Source organism: Mucilaginibacter puniceus (assembly GCF_054783175.1).
Map to the genome: position 1 here is coordinate 187,720 of NZ_BAAGRB010000002.1, position 15,271 is coordinate 202,990.

16 protein-coding genes and 1 tRNA gene are annotated in these 15,271 nt (G+C 38.0%); 10 read left to right on the plus strand and 7 right to left on the minus strand.

The genetic code is table 11. From position 1 onward, the window contains the following. Nucleotides 1–164 precede the first annotated feature (164 nt). Nucleotides 165–992: an SMP-30/gluconolactonase/LRE family protein gene (locus tag ACYVJ6_RS07670; protein ID WP_460693466.1), complete on the plus strand. Its 828-nt coding sequence runs from the start codon at nucleotides 165–167 to the stop codon at nucleotides 990–992. Between the two features lie 48 nt (nucleotides 993–1,040). On the opposite strand, the gene ACYVJ6_RS07675 is transcribed toward ACYVJ6_RS07670, so the two are convergent. Then, on the minus strand, nucleotides 1,041–1,958 hold the full coding sequence (locus tag ACYVJ6_RS07675) for an EamA family transporter (protein ID WP_460693467.1): 918 nt from the start codon (nucleotides 1,956–1,958) through the stop codon (nucleotides 1,041–1,043). Nucleotides 1,959–2,031: 73 nt separating this feature from the next. Then, nucleotides 2,032–3,015, minus strand: coding sequence for a hypothetical protein (locus ACYVJ6_RS07680; protein WP_460693468.1), 984 nt, complete (start codon nucleotides 3,013–3,015; stop codon nucleotides 2,032–2,034). Between the two features lie 153 nt (nucleotides 3,016–3,168). Here ACYVJ6_RS07680 and ACYVJ6_RS07685 point away from each other — a divergent pair, with 153 nt between their 5' ends. Further along, complete coding sequence (locus ACYVJ6_RS07685) at nucleotides 3,169–3,810, plus strand: class I SAM-dependent methyltransferase (protein WP_460693469.1); 642 nt, start codon at nucleotides 3,169–3,171, stop codon at nucleotides 3,808–3,810. Between the two features lie 84 nt (nucleotides 3,811–3,894). Here ACYVJ6_RS07685 and ACYVJ6_RS07690 read toward each other — a convergent pair whose 3' ends face one another. Beyond that, nucleotides 3,895–5,442 (minus strand): carboxylesterase/lipase family protein, encoded by a 1,548-nt coding sequence (locus tag ACYVJ6_RS07690; protein WP_460693470.1) that lies wholly within the window; start codon nucleotides 5,440–5,442, stop codon nucleotides 3,895–3,897. 107 nt (nucleotides 5,443–5,549) lie between these two features. On the opposite strand from ACYVJ6_RS07690, the gene ACYVJ6_RS07695 reads away from it, so the two are divergent. Then, a complete protein-coding gene (locus tag ACYVJ6_RS07695; RefSeq protein ID WP_460693471.1) occupies nucleotides 5,550–5,912 on the plus strand; it encodes a VOC family protein in 363 nt (120 codons plus the stop codon). Between the two features lie 434 nt (nucleotides 5,913–6,346). Here ACYVJ6_RS07695 and ACYVJ6_RS07700 read toward each other — a convergent pair. Further along, nucleotides 6,347–6,426 (minus strand) — tRNA-Leu (locus tag ACYVJ6_RS07700). Between the two features lie 32 nt (nucleotides 6,427–6,458). Beyond that, nucleotides 6,459–6,986, minus strand: a complete 528-nt coding sequence (hscB, locus tag ACYVJ6_RS07705; RefSeq protein ID WP_460693472.1) for a Fe-S protein assembly co-chaperone HscB — start codon at nucleotides 6,984–6,986, stop codon at nucleotides 6,459–6,461. 66 nt (nucleotides 6,987–7,052) lie between these two features. On the opposite strand from hscB, the gene kdsA reads away from it, so the two are divergent. The 5 genes from kdsA (at nucleotide 7,053) to ACYVJ6_RS07730 (ending at nucleotide 10,871) form a co-directional block, all read left to right on the plus strand. Continuing rightward, a complete protein-coding gene (gene kdsA / locus ACYVJ6_RS07710; protein ID WP_460693473.1) occupies nucleotides 7,053–7,826 on the plus strand; it encodes a 3-deoxy-8-phosphooctulonate synthase in 774 nt (257 codons plus the stop codon). Between the two features lie 109 nt (nucleotides 7,827–7,935). Next, on the plus strand, nucleotides 7,936–8,871 hold the full coding sequence (locus ACYVJ6_RS07715; RefSeq protein ID WP_460693474.1) for a KpsF/GutQ family sugar-phosphate isomerase: 936 nt from the start codon (nucleotides 7,936–7,938) through the stop codon (nucleotides 8,869–8,871). 27 nt (nucleotides 8,872–8,898) lie between these two features. Further along, nucleotides 8,899–9,414: an SHOCT domain-containing protein gene (locus ACYVJ6_RS07720; RefSeq protein WP_460693475.1), complete on the plus strand. Its 516-nt coding sequence runs from the start codon at nucleotides 8,899–8,901 to the stop codon at nucleotides 9,412–9,414. Nucleotide 9,415: 1 nt separating this feature from the next. Next, a complete protein-coding gene (locus ACYVJ6_RS07725) occupies nucleotides 9,416–10,105 on the plus strand; it encodes a class I SAM-dependent methyltransferase (protein ID WP_460693476.1) in 690 nt (229 codons plus the stop codon). Nucleotides 10,106–10,178: 73 nt separating this feature from the next. Next, on the plus strand, nucleotides 10,179–10,871 hold the full coding sequence (locus ACYVJ6_RS07730) for an SIMPL domain-containing protein (RefSeq protein WP_460693477.1): 693 nt from the start codon (nucleotides 10,179–10,181) through the stop codon (nucleotides 10,869–10,871). A gap of 127 nt (nucleotides 10,872–10,998) precedes the next feature. Here ACYVJ6_RS07730 and ACYVJ6_RS07735 read toward each other — a convergent pair whose 3' ends face one another. Continuing rightward, nucleotides 10,999–11,454, minus strand: a complete 456-nt coding sequence (locus ACYVJ6_RS07735; protein WP_460693478.1) for an acyl-CoA thioesterase — start codon at nucleotides 11,452–11,454, stop codon at nucleotides 10,999–11,001. A gap of 132 nt (nucleotides 11,455–11,586) precedes the next feature. On the opposite strand from ACYVJ6_RS07735, the gene ACYVJ6_RS07740 reads away from it, so the two are divergent. Continuing rightward, nucleotides 11,587–12,024 carry an Hsp20/alpha crystallin family protein gene (locus tag ACYVJ6_RS07740; protein WP_460693479.1) on the plus strand — a complete coding sequence of 146 codons (438 nt, stop codon included), beginning with the start codon at nucleotides 11,587–11,589 and terminating at the stop codon, nucleotides 12,022–12,024. Nucleotides 12,025–12,318: 294 nt separating this feature from the next. On the opposite strand, the gene ACYVJ6_RS07745 is transcribed toward ACYVJ6_RS07740, so the two are convergent. Next, nucleotides 12,319–12,813: a YajQ family cyclic di-GMP-binding protein gene (locus ACYVJ6_RS07745; RefSeq protein WP_460693480.1), complete on the minus strand. Its 495-nt coding sequence runs from the start codon at nucleotides 12,811–12,813 to the stop codon at nucleotides 12,319–12,321. 409 nt (nucleotides 12,814–13,222) lie between these two features. On the opposite strand from ACYVJ6_RS07745, the gene ppk1 reads away from it, so the two are divergent. Next, on the plus strand, nucleotides 13,223–15,271 hold the full coding sequence (gene ppk1, locus ACYVJ6_RS07750) for a polyphosphate kinase 1 (protein WP_460693481.1): 2,049 nt from the start codon (nucleotides 13,223–13,225) through the stop codon (nucleotides 15,269–15,271).

Sequence of the window (15,271 nt, forward strand, 5' to 3'; positions counted from 1 at the left end):
TAATTGTTAAAACCCCATGACGATTATCTAAAGCCAAACTGGACAAAAAATCATAAATTAATTTAATAAACATAGTAACCCTGTTTAATGTAAGGTTTAAATAGTTAATAATCTGTAATTTTGTTCAGCTTATCAAGTTAACTCTATAAATCAATATTAAACCTATGAAAACACTTATTAAATTATTTTTATGCGTAACTGTATTATTGGCAAATACAACTACGCAGGCGCAGCATAAATTAACCAAACTATGGGAGAGTGATTCTACTCTCTTGGTTCCTGAATCTGTATTGCCTTATAATGGCGTGATATATACTTCGCAAATTAATGGCCAGCCATGGATCAAAGATGGTAATGGAGCTATAGGTACATTAACTATGGATGGTAAGATAAAAAACCCGAAATGGATAACCGGTTTGGATGCACCTAAAGGTTTGGCCGTAAATGGCGACTGGTTATATGTAGCCGATATAAAAGATGTAGTTGTAATTAGCATCAGCAAAAATAAAATCGATCATAAAATAACCATTGCTGATGCAGTTGGCTTAAATGATGTTACAATTGACAGTAAAGGTGTAATTTATGCAACCGACTCGCAAAATGCACGGGTATTTAAAATAGAAAAAGATGTGCCTACTTTATACCTGGAAGGTTTAAGAGGAATTAATGGTATAAAAGCAATAGGAGATAGGCTGTATATTTTAACCGGTAACGCCATGATGGTTGCTGATGCTGCCAAAAACCTAACAAAATTTGCTACACTTGAAAGTGGTGGCGATGGCATTGAACCAATTGGCAACGGCGACTTTTTAGTTACCGCCTGGGCCGGATGGTTATATTATGTAAAAGCCGATGGTACTAAGGAGGTATTGTTAGATACGCATACTACCAAAAACCGCAAAACTGCTGATATTGGCTATGACCCAAAAACTAAAATTGTTTACATACCCACATTCTCGGCTAATTCAATTGAGGCTTATAAGTTAGATTAATTAGCTTTAACCACTACAAAGCCTTCCTGTTAATTCAGGAGGGCTTTGCTATTTATCCAAAGCAACCATTGTGGTTATCTTTTTATCTGTAAGGCGAATATTAAAAACAATCACCGAAAAAAAGATAATAGTATAAGCTGACGTTTGTATAAGGTCTACTTTTTCATGGTAAACTGTTATAGCAAGTATAAACCCAATAATAGGGTTAATATTAATAAGCATACCAGTGATAGACGAGGTAAGCCCCTTTAGTGCATACAAGTTTAAAAACAATGGTACAATGGTAAAAAACACAGCTATTATACTTATGTAAGTATAAAACTTCATACTGGTGGGCAAATTCCCGCTAAAAAAAGGATAAAAAGGTAAAAGCAATACTGCAGAGAATACAATGTGGAAAGTAAGTATCAAAAATTTATCTAAACCCGTATTTTTTCGTTGAATAACTAAATATAGAGCATACGATGCGCCAACAATAAGGCTGAAAACCAAATCAATTATATGATTAAATGAAAGCATCAGGCAGCCAACAACACTTATGCCTATTGCTGCCCATTGCTGTTTGGTTAGTTTTTCCTTTAATAAAAAATATGCAATTATGGTTGTGATTATAGGGCAAACCAAATAGGCCAATGATGCTACCTTTACACTAATATGGTTCATTACAAAAATAAAAAGGAACCAGTTGCCTGTTAGTAAAAGTCCGCTGCCGATATTGATAAGTGCAATGCGTCTTTTTTGCTTTTGAGGTAATGATTTAAATACCTGTATGTTTTGTTGTAAAACATGTCTCTTCGCCGTGAAGGTGATCAATAGCATTAATAAGGCGCAAAGGAACACCCGGTAAAATAAAATATCTAATGATGGATAATGATGCAGTGGTTTTAAAACCAAACTAAAAAATCCCCACATAGCAAATGCGGTTATGGCCGCTATGTAGTATTTGGTCAGTTTGTTTGTGCTCATTTGTTATTTACTGGGGGGTAAAATTCAGTAATTTATTATTACATAATATCACGTCAGCGTAAAAGCTTAAAGTTTAAACTTTAAGCCAGTTGGCCTTATTATCCTGAGGAAGCCGGGCAATCATAACCAGCCCTATAATAGCCGGAACAATCAAGTTAATAAACCAAATGGCCGTCGTTGAAGCAACGATTGCCACATCATTATCGGTAATGAACCCGAAGAGGTAAGCAGCCGTGGCTCCACGTACCCCAACGTCCAATATATCAATTGTGGGTATTACGGTTTGAAAAGCGATCATAACTGCAATCATGAGCATTACCTGTGAGAAAGTTATTGACGAAATCAGTAAATGTATTAACAAGTAATATTGGATTATCAATATAAAAAGCCTCCCAAAGCATATACAAAGTATGCGCAGCAGGAACGTTTTTTTATAGGTTGAAAGAACAGTGAAAAGACGGCGGTACTTTTTAAGAAAGTGGATTTTGTTTATTAATAGGTCAACATACTTAATGTTAAAATATGCTGAGATCAATATAGTACAATAAATTATTGAAGTAGAAATTATAATGTAATTCCATGTAATATATTCCGGTTTGTAATAGTAAATGAATATAGGAATTGCAATACCTGCCATAAGTGTTACCGCTATTAATTGGGCAAATGCTCCAACCCCGATTATAATTACACCAATTAACCTTTTACGAGGAGATAGGAACATTATCCGTGTACTATATTCTCCAATACGGTTGGGCGTTAAAATACCCACGGTAAGGCCACATATGATGGTATGAAAAGAATTCCAAAGACTGATTGGCTCGACATAGCAGATCATAATCATCCATTTATAAGCCTCGCTTACCCAGTTGGTCGCCATTAATGCGGTTAGAAGGATAATGGTAAGAATAACTGTAGATTGATTTAATTGACGGATAGTGAGCAAAAAATTACCTAAATTTTTATTGTCACTTAATTTTGTATAAAGAAAAATAGCTGTTAGGATGATGATAATAAGCTTAATAGCCCAGCCTAAATAATTTCGATATTTGGATGTCAAATTATTACTGAAGTTTTTAATTAGATATCCTATTTACTTGACCTGAAAATATATCACTACTAAAACGCCTGCAGAATTTAGCTGGTTTAATCAATATGGCGCTATGATTTAGATTTGGGGAAAACATGTGTTAAATTATGTACTTTTGCCGAAATGAGCAAATTTCGATGGAAGATTGCCCAGTACGCGGAAATTCGCTGGTGGCAAAATTATCTAAAAACCAAACCTGCTGACGATTATTTAAAATGGAAAACCAATTATTGGAATAACTTTCTTGCTCAGATAGACTTTTCTCCTAAGCCGGGAAGTGCTATTCTTGATGCCGGATGCGGACCTGCCGGTATATTCATCAACCTGGATAATATGAAAGTTGATGCCGTTGATCCACTTATAGATCATTACCAGGAAAAGCTACAGCATTTTAAAAAAGAGAAATATCCTTCCGTTTCATTTTTTCCTGTAGCCTTTGAGGATTTTATGGCGAGAAAAATATATGATACCGTGTTCTGTATTAATGCCATAAATCATGTTAGTGATCTTGATACCTGTATGAATAAAATTGCCTCTTGCCTTAAGCCAGGTGGCGAATTGGTTATTTCAATCGATACCCATAATCACCAATTTTTCAAATATCTTTTTCGTGCAATCCAAATGGATATTCTTCATCCGCATCAATATGACCTGGCAGATTATAGAAACATGTTTAAAAAACACGGGTTTGAAGTTGTAAACGAAGTACGCTTTGAGAAAAGATTCTTGTTTGATTATCACGTTTTAGTTTGTCATAAAAAGTAAAAACACTTATACACCCTGTTAAAGCAATAAAGCCCGTTGGAAAAACCAACGGGCTTTATGTTTACTTAATCAAACTAAGTAGAGTTATTTAGCCCAGACAGCACCTTCGGGTGATCGTCTCCATTTAAAATACCCATCCAATACTTTTAGCGAAGATTCGCTCGGCACAGGACCGGCATAAGCTTTTTGGTTAAAATACATTACTGCAGGATTGTTTTTGGTAAACTCCGGCCACTTAGTTACTCCTGCGCCATTTGGATCGCCATATTTGGCAAAGTTGGTCCAATAGGTGCCCATTTGGTCAGATATCTCTAAGTCTGTTTTAGTTATTTGAGGATTTGCAGGGTTAAGCACGCCAAAAACATAAGCCACCTCTTGTCCATGCGGCGAACCTGATCCTGCACGAGGAGAGCCCGCAGGATAGTCAGGATGCTGATCAAAATAATAGTAAAACACTTTGGCTTTGCCTTTATTGGCTTGTAAGTTTGCCCATGCCCAGGTTTGCCAGCCAAAGGCTGCATCGCGGGCTAAATCGCGGGCTGTTTTACCAACAATACCGTTATCAGCCGGATAAGCCTTGATTAAATCATCAGCAAACTTACCGTATCTGCCTTTTGCGCCGGTAACATAATCTTCAACAGTTTTTGGCGGCGAGAAGCTTGCGCCTTCATCAGAATTATAACCCACTAAAATTGGTGTTTCGTTGTATTTACCGGCTTCGTATAATTTGTATTGATCATCGGGAATCACATAGCCATCAATAATTGGCCATGCCAAACCGCGTGCAGCAGGTAATTTATCGGCATCAACTTTTCTAAGATCAGCTATGGAATTAAAACCCGCGCCTTTAGCATAGGCTTCTCCGGCAGCTTCTGCATCAGCCAGGCGTTTCATGTTTTCGCCGGGGAAGGTAGTAACCCTTGGCGGCCCAAATGAGCCTCCGCTTTCGGATATTGCACCGCTAAACAGTCCTTTAGCCAATGGTGATGCACAAAGCTGACTTACTGCAATCCCGCCCGCCGATTCGCCAAATATGGTTACCTTATTAGGATCGCCGCCAAAAGCCGCTATATTTTGTTTTATCCATTTCAACCCGGCAATCATATCCAGCAGGCCATAATTGCCTGATACATGATTAGGATCTTCTTTACTTAAATCGGGGTGCGCTAAAAAGCCTAACTGGCCCACACGATAGGCCACGGATACCAGTATGACGCCTTTTTTGGCCAAATTAGCACCATTGTAATTACTTTCGGATGTGGCACCGGCATTAAAGCCGCCACCATATATCCATACCAATACCGGCAATTTTTCATTTGCTGCCGTAGCCGGCGACCATACATTCAGGTACAAACAATCTTCGCTTTTGCCTGAAGGGATGTTACCGCCTTGTATGGGGCCCGGTGCAAATTTATCAGCATTACGCACACCTGTCCATTTTGCAGCAGGTTGCGGGGCGCGCCAGCGTAACTCGCCAACAGGCGGCGCGGCAAAGGGTATGCCTTTGTAAATGGTTAATCCGTTTTCGGCAGTTCCCTGCAACAGGCCTTCGGCTACCTTAACAGGTGCAGGCTGGGCAATAACTACTGCTTTGGCCAATACCAAAGCGCAGAGTAAAATAAAAGGTTTCATAAGGATTATAGTTAGCTTATCAAAACTAATATTTTCAATTAGTATTTGATAAAAATGTTTGCAATCTTGCAATCAGTTATATTATCTATTGCTTAAATAACAATGATATGAACTTTACCAAGTTAGTACCCAGTATCTTTTATGAGGATGTAAATGAGGCATTAAAGCTTTTTGTGGACTGCCTGGAGTTTGCGGTGACGCATAGTGAACCAAATGCCGGCATGCCCTTTTTCTTACTTGAAAAAGGTGATCTGCAGCTATACCTTTTTGAAGATGCACAATTAGCTAAGGAGCATAACCCGGAATTGAGGTTAGTAACCAACAATATACAGGAAGTATATGATAAGGTATCTACAACACACCCCAAATTTTTACATCCAAACCTGAAAGTAGTTACGCTTAGGCCTTGGGGTGCTAAAGAATTTGCTTTAATGGATTCTCAGTTAGGTATAAGAATTCAGCAATGGTAAAGGGTTTTATTTAGCATTACTCCGGGATTATAAACCCGTTACCAATTAATTGTATAATCCGTAACTAATACATTAACTATGACGTATTAGTATCATGTTGGGAGGTGCAGAAAGGATTAGTTTATTTGGCGAAAGCTTCGTTAACAAGGAAGACAGGTTTGAAAAAATATTGAATAAGGTCCAAGCGAAGTATTCGAAATGGTTTAACAAAAGTGCTCCGAGAGAGATCAACCAAAAAAACAGCAATATCAGAAATCACTTAAGTGAATTTTTTCCTGGCAGCAATCGAAGGATTGAATTTAGACCTGATTCTGAATTGCCGGATGTTATTAAAAAAGAATGCATTATTGGTTATGATAGTGTATGGAAGTGATTTTTCCTTGTGTATGTAAAAAAACAAAAACCGCTTTAGATTACTCTAAAAACGGTTTTTGTACCCAGCGCCGGAGTCGAACCGGCACGGTTTCCCACAGGTGTTTGAGACCAGCGCGTCTACCAATTCCGCCAGCTGGGCTTGCTTTTAACCTAAAGAGTGGATTAGTTTCTTTAGAAGCGGGCTGCAAATGTATTTAAACTCTCTTTAATTCGCAATAGGTATTTTTGCCTGAAGTAAATATTTGCAATATCATTTAACCTGTTTTCCTTTGCGGTATCATTCAAACCATCATAATCTTTTGTCAATGCATCCAGTTCGGTATTGATATCATCTTCAATGGCAAGCACTTCGGCAGTAACATGGGCTAATTCATCTTTGTTATCTACTTCCATCAGCCTCTCGTTAATATCCATCATCTCCATTAAAAAATCTGCCGGTAATTGTGGTTTTGCACCATCATTTACCAAATCATGAAGTTTTAAAATATATTCCAGCCGTTTATTAGGGTCAGATAGGGCCTGGTAGGCTTTATTGTTGATGGTAGATAGTTCCAGTATTTCCTGCTGTTTAGCATCATCCTCATTAGCATAAAAATCGGGGTGGTACTCCTTGCTTAAAGCATAAAACTTCTTTTTAAGCAGGGCGGCATCCGGGTTAAACGATTCGGGTATCTGGTAAAAATCGAAATAGTTGATCATGGTGCAAAGTTATACGTTATAAGCCATAACAATAAAAAATTATCTTTGCTTAAAATAACCACTAATATGCTATTTGACCAAATACGGCAAAAGCCGTTTTTTATATTGGGCCCTTGTGTAATGGAGAGCCAGGAACTATTATACCAGGTTGCCGAGCAAGTTGCCGAAGCAGGACAAAAATTTAATGTGCCGGTAATATTCAAATCATCATTTGATAAAGCTAACCGCACATCTATACACTCGTACCGTGGCCCGGGTATTGAAAAGGGGATGGAGATGTTGCAAAATGTAAAGGATAAATTTAATTTACCGGTCACTACTGATATACACGAGCCATTTCAGGCCCAAATAGCGGCCCAGGTGGTAGATATTTTACAGATACCAGCCTTTTTATGCCGCCAGACAGATCTGCTGGTAGCGGCCGCTAAAACGGGTAAAATAGTAAATGTTAAAAAAGCGCAGTTCTTATCAGGACAGGATATGTTTTACCCGGCGCAAAAAGTAATAGAAGCCGGTAATGAGCAGGTAATATTAACCGAACGCGGTAACATGTATGGCTATAACAACTTAGCGGTTGATTTTAGAAATATATATGATATGAAGAAACTGGGTTACCCGGTTTGCATGGATTGTACCCATTCGGTACAGCGCCCGGGTGGGGCAGGTGGTAAAACAGGTGGCGACCGTACCTTTGTGCCTATGATGGCATTAGCGGCTAAAGCTTTTGGTGCCGATGGTTACTTTATGGAAATACACCCTGATCCGGATAACGCGCTAAGCGACGGGCCAAATATGGTTAAATTGCAGGATCTGAAAAAGGTTATGGTGCCTTTGATATAGACCCCTCTAAATCTCCCCAAAGGGGAGACTTATTATAGTTGCTATTAAATAAATATTATAAAAAAACATAAAAAGCCCCTTCTCCTTTGGAGAGGGCTGGGGAGAGGCCATGAAAGACATAGCTAAAAGGGTTTTTAATATTGAGATAGAGTCGTTGCAGCAGGTGGCTGGTTTGCTTGACGATACCTTTACCGCTGTTGTACAGGCTATACTGGCCAACAAGGGAAAAGTAATTGTTATCGGTATAGGTAAGTCTGGGCTTATTGGTAAAAAAATAGCGGCTACTTTATCAAGTACCGGTACCCCAAGTTTCTTTCTGCACCCCGGCGATGCCTTTCATGGCGACTTAGGAATAGTAGGTGAGAAGGACCCGGTGATATTAATATCATACTCGGGCGAAACAGATGAGGTATTAAAAGTTGTTCCGTTTTTAAAATGGAATAAGAATTTGATAATCAGTTTAACAGGTAATCCTAATTCAACTATAGCTAAAAATAGTGATCATCATTTAAATATTAATATTACCCGCGAGGCTTGCCCGCTGGCATTAGCCCCAACCTCATCAACTACGGCAGCGTTAGTCATGGGTGATGCCTTGGCCATAGCACTAATGGAAACCCGCCAGTTCCAGGAAGAAGATTTCGCACGCTTTCATCCCGGTGGTAGTTTAGGCCGTAAATTGCTAACCAGGGTAAAGGACCTGATGCGGGTAGATAACCTGCCATTTATTGGTATTGATGCTTCTTTTACTGATGTGTTGCTACGGATGTCGGAAGGTAAATTAGGTATGGTGATCATCGGCAGTAAGGATAAAGTAGATGGTATAATAACCGACGGCGATCTGAGGCGTGCCTTATTGCGTAACCCGGACACTGCCAAACTAACAGTTGCCGATATGATGACTGCTAATCCTATAATAATTGATGCCGACGAATACATCAGCCAGGTTGAGCAGTTAATGATGGAAAAGAAAATTACTAATGTGCTGGTAGGCTCTGTAAACAACCGTAGTTTGGTTGGTGTTTACCAGATATATAACTCTTAATAGTTATCTTTATCAAAATATCCACCCATGAAAAATCAATTATTGGTACTACTTTGCCTTTTTCCATTTATTGGTTTTTCGCAGGATATGGAAACTTATACTGCATCTAATGCCAAAACCTATAAAATTGGCGATACGGTAAGAGTAGCATTAGGCTCCATGCCCGATGGTAATTTTAAATATGTACAGGCTAGTCCGCCATTATTTGCACTTCCAACACGTAATAGTAATTCCTTAAGTGCTCGTAAAGATTTTGCAAATACTAATGTTATCATCCGCAAGATTAAGAAGAGCGCTCAGCTATCAGGATCAGAAAAAGTTGTTTTTAATGTTAAGGTTCGTGGTATAGTTACTTATGATATTTGGATAGAGGAAGCTATATCTGCCTGTGAAGTAACTCCGTGTGCTACCAAAACCAATCCTGTAAATACCGGAACCGGCAGTGTAGCTGATGAATTGCTTAAACTTAAAAAGCTGCTTGACGATAATGCTATAACTACCGAAGAATTCAACGCTCAAAAGAAAAAACTGCTATCACAATAATATGGTTGATGTATTGGGTGGGGCTATATTTGACCATTACCACAAACTAAATCCCTCCAAACTTTGGATACATAATCAATATGGCCCTAAAGAAGAAATGCCTGTCGATACTTTTTTCAGGGATGCCGATGATATGCCCGACCTGGAATTATTTGCTTTAAGCGAATGTAAAGGAAAGGTATTGGATATTGGCGCAGGAGCTGGCAGTCATGCCCTTTTGCTACAGGATAGAGATATAGATGTTACCGCAATTGATATTTCGCCGATAGCCGTTCGTGTAATGCAGGAGCGAGGTGTAAAAAAAGCTTTTGAAGTAGATATATATACTTACCGCCCAGGGAAATTTGATACGCTGCTATTGCTAATGAATGGTATTGGTTTAGCCGGTGATCTGAATGGGTTGAAAACGCTGCTTACGCATTTTAAATCTTTATTAAATCCTGGCGGACAAATCTTATTTGATTCGTCGGATATTAATTATTTATACGAGGGCAACCTGCCGAGCGATAAATATTACGGCGAAATAGCCTATCAATACCAATATAAACAGCTTAAAACCGAATGGTTTAAATGGTTGTATATTGATGAACAAACACTTGCCCTAATAGCTGCTGAGGTTGGTTTTGACGTTGACGTTTTATTGGAAGATGAATATGACCAATATCTTGTCCGTTTAACTCAATCTTTATAAACAATTCTGTTACATCGGGGTTAAATATTAAACTTACGTACAAACCGTAGGTCTATTTAAAAAACACATATATATGAAAAAGCTATTTATTCTTGCCGCCTTTATTACATTATCATATGGCGCATTTGCACAAAGCATTGATACACGCAGAAAAATTGAGGTTGTAGGCCTGTCTGAACAGGAAGTTACGCCCGATATTATAAACGTTTCTATTTCCTTAAAGGAGTACATTAATGGTAAAACTAAAGTAACTATTAGCCAATTAGAAAACCAATTGGAAAAAGCTGTTAACGAAGCCGGTATTGCCAAAACAGATTTTACGGTTAATAATTTATCATCATACAACTATGAGTATGAGAAAAAGAAAAATCCTGATTTTTTAGCCAGTAAACAATATGGTATCCGCTTTGCCGATCTGAATAAGTTTAACCAGATCATCAGTAAATTGGATCCTAAGGGCATACAAAGCACCAATATTGATAGTTATGACTATTCAAAGATCAATCAGCTTAAAAATGAGTTGAAGTTAAAGGCTCTGTTATCTGCCCGCGAAAAAGCTAATTACCTGGTAACCGGTTTGGGCGAAAAGTTAGGCCCGGTGTTGCACATCATGGAAAGCGATAATAGCAGTTTCCCTTCGCCCCGTAATGTAATGTATATGGCCAAAGGTGCTATGGCGAGCGATGTTGCAGAATCTGATATCGACTTTAAAAAAATCAAACTAAGCTTCCAGATAAACGCGGTGTTTGAAATAGGGGGCAAGTAATTTCCACATACTTGTCATTTCGAACGAAGAGAGAAATCTATACACTTGATATATGAACGGGTGCATAGATTTTTTCGCTCCGCTCAAGAGATAGTTCTCCTCGTACCTCGTCGAAATGACAAGTATTTTAGTTTGTATTCAATATCAACCTCGGCTCATCGTACGCTATCATTTTATCACGTGCATGAGGGGGTATTCGTACTGGTTTGTTAACCGAGTAATCATAGCTTACGCAGACCGTTTTACCGACGGTAACTATTTCTTCGCCATTAGCGGTATCTCGTATTAAAATGTGCATAACATCAAAGCTACTGTTGCCTATACGTACAATACGTACCCCGCATGATATTTTATCATGTAACATTACCGGTTTTAAATATTGAACTTCGGCACGTCCGACAATTATACCATTTTCGCTAAAGTTCCAGTCCGTTACATCCCGCCAGTAACTAAAACGGGCCATTTCAAAATAGGTTAAATAAATAGCATTATTAACATGGCCTACAGCATCTATATCCGAAAATCGAATAGATATGGGTGTTTTATACTTATAATCTGATATTTTTTCGGCTAAAAGCGCCATAATGTCTTGTGTTTTTTGTTTAAGTAGACAAATTGTCTTGAAATATCAGCTAATTTACTGTTGGTATAGCAGTTGATTAACTACTTGCGAAGTTAAACAAAAGAAAAAACAAAACTTAGGAGGAATATAAAAATGACTTTAGTAAAATTCAACAACGGACACAAGAACCATGTAGTTAACCCATTTTTTAGCGACGTATATAATTTATTGAACGATTCGGTTTTAAGTGACAAGTTTGCCATACGTACACCTGCAGTAAATATTGCCGAAACTGAAAATGAGTTTGAGGTAGAATTAGCAGTGCCGGGCCTGAAAAAAGAAGACTTTAAGATCAACTTAGAAAAAAACGTATTAACTGTATCCGCTGAGAAAAAAGATGAAGAAGTAAATGAGAATAAGAAATACAGCAAACGCGAGTACAGCTATAGCTCATTCACCAGGTCATTCACCTTACCTCAAAGTGCCGATCAAAACAAAATTGAAGCTGACTATACCGATGGTATTTTAAAACTAACCATCGCTAAAAAGGAAGAAGCTAAAATTGTAACCAGAGAGATCACTATAAAATAATTTATTCGGGTAAGTCCGGGTCTCCAATGGGCGGCAGGGCAAAGAAGTTTGTAGGATGGGAAGTCCGGATGTTACCGGATAATTTAAAATATTGCTTAGTAGCAGCACCAACCTGTTACTTGAAAAAGCATAAAGACTGTTTTCATAATAAAGTTGGTTTAGGTTTGAGATGGAGTCGCTTCCTTTAGGGGAGGCGGCTCTTTTTTTGCCCCCTCTATCCCGATAGCTATCGGGACTCCCCCGGAAGGGGAGACTTTTAATAAGCCCTCCCTTCCGGGGAGGGTTTGGGTGGGGCTAATCCCTCATATTAATATATTGCAAAGGCTGGCCAAAATCACCTTTACGACATAAGGCGATAACAGCTTGCAGGTCATCTATCTTTTTAGCTTGTACACGCACCTGGTCATCCATTATGGAAGGTTGTACTTTAAGCCCGCTATCTTTTATGGCTTTAACTATTTTTTTTGCGGCCTCTTTATCAATCCCTTCCTTTATCTTCAACTCTTTACGTATCATATTACCCGATGCCGCTACTTGGTTTTGATCCAGATCAAGCGCTTTTGGGTCAAGGTTTTGTTTTACCATACGGCTGATGATGGAGTCCTGAATAGCTTTCAGTCGCATATCATTCTCGGTAACAATAGTAATGGTATTGCTTTTTTTATCAAGGTCGACAGTGCTTTTAGAATCATTAAAATCATAACGGTTCAAAATTTCCTTTTTAGCGGTGTTAATGGCATTATCTAACGTTTGTCCGTCTATTTTGCTTACAATATCAAAAGTTGGCATATGTTTATATTTTGGTTTACAAACTTAATGTAATCATCTTATTTATAAAGTTTAAAATGCGAAATACTAATCCGGTTCTTTATCAAGCCTGCACAATATATTCTGCACGGTACGGCATTAATTTATAAGCAAAAATTAATTAAAAATATGGTTAACACATTTTTAGTTATTATTTTATTAAATAATTGATAATCAATACTATATGAAAATAATTTGCGAAAATGTGTTAAGTTGTGTTAACCCACTTATCATTTAATTTGCCGGTATCATGTTAAGTATGGCGATGAAAGGATGAGTTGAACAATAACTTATTTAACATTACAAAACATTAGCCATCACAATTACTTAATATTAACTTAACAAATAAATGAGCAGATTTGCATTTATCGGCTGAGTAAGCCGGAAATCTATGGATATTAAACGGATACCTTTAATTAATCGCGAGATAAGCTGGTTGTACTTTAACGACCGTGTTTTACAGGAAGCCGCCGACCCAACGGTGCCGTTAATTGAACGTATCAGGTTCCTGGCTATATTTTCATCCAACCTTGATGAGTTTTACCGGGTTAGGGTTGCCACTTTAAGCCGACTGGCTAATTTGAATGAGAGATCAAAAGAGATATTAGGTTATAACCCAAAAAAGATATTAAACCAGATAAAAAATATTGTAGTAAAGCAGGAGCGGAAGTTTAATAATTTGTACGAGAATATCATTATAAAACAACTTGCCGAAGAGAAGATATTTTTATTGAATGACAAGCAGCTTAATGTGGCCCGCGGTACTTTCGTTAAAAACTATTTCCGCGAAAAGCTATTGGCAACCCTGGTGCCTATTATGCTGGACAGCAGCATGCTTTTGCCCGAATTACGAGACCGTGCCGTTTACTTTTTTGTAAAGCTAACCAGTAATAAAAAGGTAAGGTATGCATTAATAGAAATACCCGATAACCTTTCGCGGTTTATTGTGCTGCCCGAAACCAATAACTTAAAGTTTATTACTTTATTGGATGATGTTATTAGGTACAATCTGGAAGATATCTTTTTCATATTTGAGCATGATAGTATTGAAGCATTTTCCATACAGCTTACACGTGACGCAGAATTGGACCTGGACAAGGAAGTAAGTGGAAAGTTTATTGATTCGCTGTCTAAGAGCCTGCAAAAGCGCCGTAAAGGCAAGCCTATGCGTTTATTGTATGATGCTGATATGCCTATGGATATGCTGAAGCATTTGGTAACCAAAATGGGTCTGCATGGCGAAAGCTTGATACCCGGCAACCGTTACCATAATTTTAAGGATTTTATCGCTTTTCCCAACGTGGGTAAACCCGAGTTGGAGTATCCTAAGTATTTGCCCTTACCTGTTGGTGATTTATCGTTCGGAAAAAGTTTGATGGGGATGTTAGCCAAGCGCGATTACCTAATCAATACGCCATATCAATCTTATGATTATGTGATTCATTTTTTACGAGAGGCAGCTATTGACCCAAAAGTAAAAGAGATCAGCATTGCAGTTTATCGTCTGGCCGAAAATTCAAGAATAATGCATGCGTTGATCAACGCAGCAAAAAACGGTAAAAAAGTTACTTGTTTGGTTGAACTGCGTGCCCGTTTTGATGAACAAAATAATATTATCTGGACGCAAAAGCTGGAGGAAGAAGGAGTAAAGGTATTACATGGCATAGAGGGTTACAAGGTACACGCCAAAATATGTTTGGTGAGCCGTATAGAGAAACAAAAGCTAAATTACTATGCCTGTCTATCTACCGGTAACTATAATGAGAAAACGGCTATGATATATGCCGATCATACCTTACTTACCAGCAATAAAAAAATAACCGATGATTTACAGGTTATATTTAAATCATTAAATAAAAACACGCTGCCAAAAGGTTTAAGAAATTTAATTGTATCGCCAATTGATTCGCGTCCGACTATATATAAACTGGTAGATAACGAGATTAAAAATGCCAAGGCAGGAAAACCCGCCTATATGGTATTAAAAATGAATAGCCTGGCTGATGAGCAGTTAATAATCAAATTATACCATGCAAGTAACGCCGGCGTGAAAATACAACTGATCATTAGGGGTATGTGTGGTTTGGTGCCCGGAATAAAGGATTATAGCGAAAATATAGAAGTTATAAGTATAGTAGATAAGTATCTTGAGCATGCCCGTGTGCATATTTATTGTAATGGTGGCAATGAATTAATATATCTTACTTCAGCTGATTTTATGACCCGAAATATCGATTCGCGCGTGGAGGTTGGGTTTCCGGTATATGACGAAAAATTAAAACAAGAAGTACGGGACATCATCAACATTCAATTGAGCGATAATACTAAAGCTCGCGAAATTAACAACCTAAATAGCAACAAATACCATAAAACCCGGTCGGATATACCAGTTAGGGCACAAATAGATATATACAATTACCTGAAAAATAAACAATACTAA

Coding starts and splice junctions, on each gene's coding strand:
- ACYVJ6_RS07670 (WP_460693466.1), top strand. CDS start 165: ATGAAAACACTTATTAAATTATTTTTATGCGTAACTGTATTATTGGCA.
- ACYVJ6_RS07675 (WP_460693467.1), bottom strand. CDS start 1,958: ATGAGCACAAACAAACTGACCAAATACTACATAGCGGCCATAACCGCA.
- ACYVJ6_RS07685 (WP_460693469.1), top strand. CDS start 3,169: ATGAGCAAATTTCGATGGAAGATTGCCCAGTACGCGGAAATTCGCTGG.
- ACYVJ6_RS07690 (WP_460693470.1), bottom strand. CDS start 5,442: ATGAAACCTTTTATTTTACTCTGCGCTTTGGTATTGGCCAAAGCAGTA.
- ACYVJ6_RS07695 (WP_460693471.1), top strand. CDS start 5,550: ATGAACTTTACCAAGTTAGTACCCAGTATCTTTTATGAGGATGTAAAT.
- hscB (WP_460693472.1), bottom strand. CDS start 6,986: ATGATCAACTATTTCGATTTTTACCAGATACCCGAATCGTTTAACCCG.
- kdsA (WP_460693473.1), top strand. CDS start 7,053: ATGCTATTTGACCAAATACGGCAAAAGCCGTTTTTTATATTGGGCCCT.
- ACYVJ6_RS07715 (WP_460693474.1), top strand. CDS start 7,936: ATGAAAGACATAGCTAAAAGGGTTTTTAATATTGAGATAGAGTCGTTG.
- ACYVJ6_RS07720 (WP_460693475.1), top strand. CDS start 8,899: ATGAAAAATCAATTATTGGTACTACTTTGCCTTTTTCCATTTATTGGT.
- ACYVJ6_RS07725 (WP_460693476.1), top strand. CDS start 9,416: ATGGTTGATGTATTGGGTGGGGCTATATTTGACCATTACCACAAACTA.
- ACYVJ6_RS07730 (WP_460693477.1), top strand. CDS start 10,179: ATGAAAAAGCTATTTATTCTTGCCGCCTTTATTACATTATCATATGGC.
- ACYVJ6_RS07735 (WP_460693478.1), bottom strand. CDS start 11,454: ATGGCGCTTTTAGCCGAAAAAATATCAGATTATAAGTATAAAACACCC.
- ACYVJ6_RS07740 (WP_460693479.1), top strand. CDS start 11,587: ATGACTTTAGTAAAATTCAACAACGGACACAAGAACCATGTAGTTAAC.
- ACYVJ6_RS07745 (WP_460693480.1), bottom strand. CDS start 12,813: ATGCCAACTTTTGATATTGTAAGCAAAATAGACGGACAAACGTTAGAT.
- ppk1 (WP_460693481.1), top strand. CDS start 13,223: ATGGATATTAAACGGATACCTTTAATTAATCGCGAGATAAGCTGGTTG.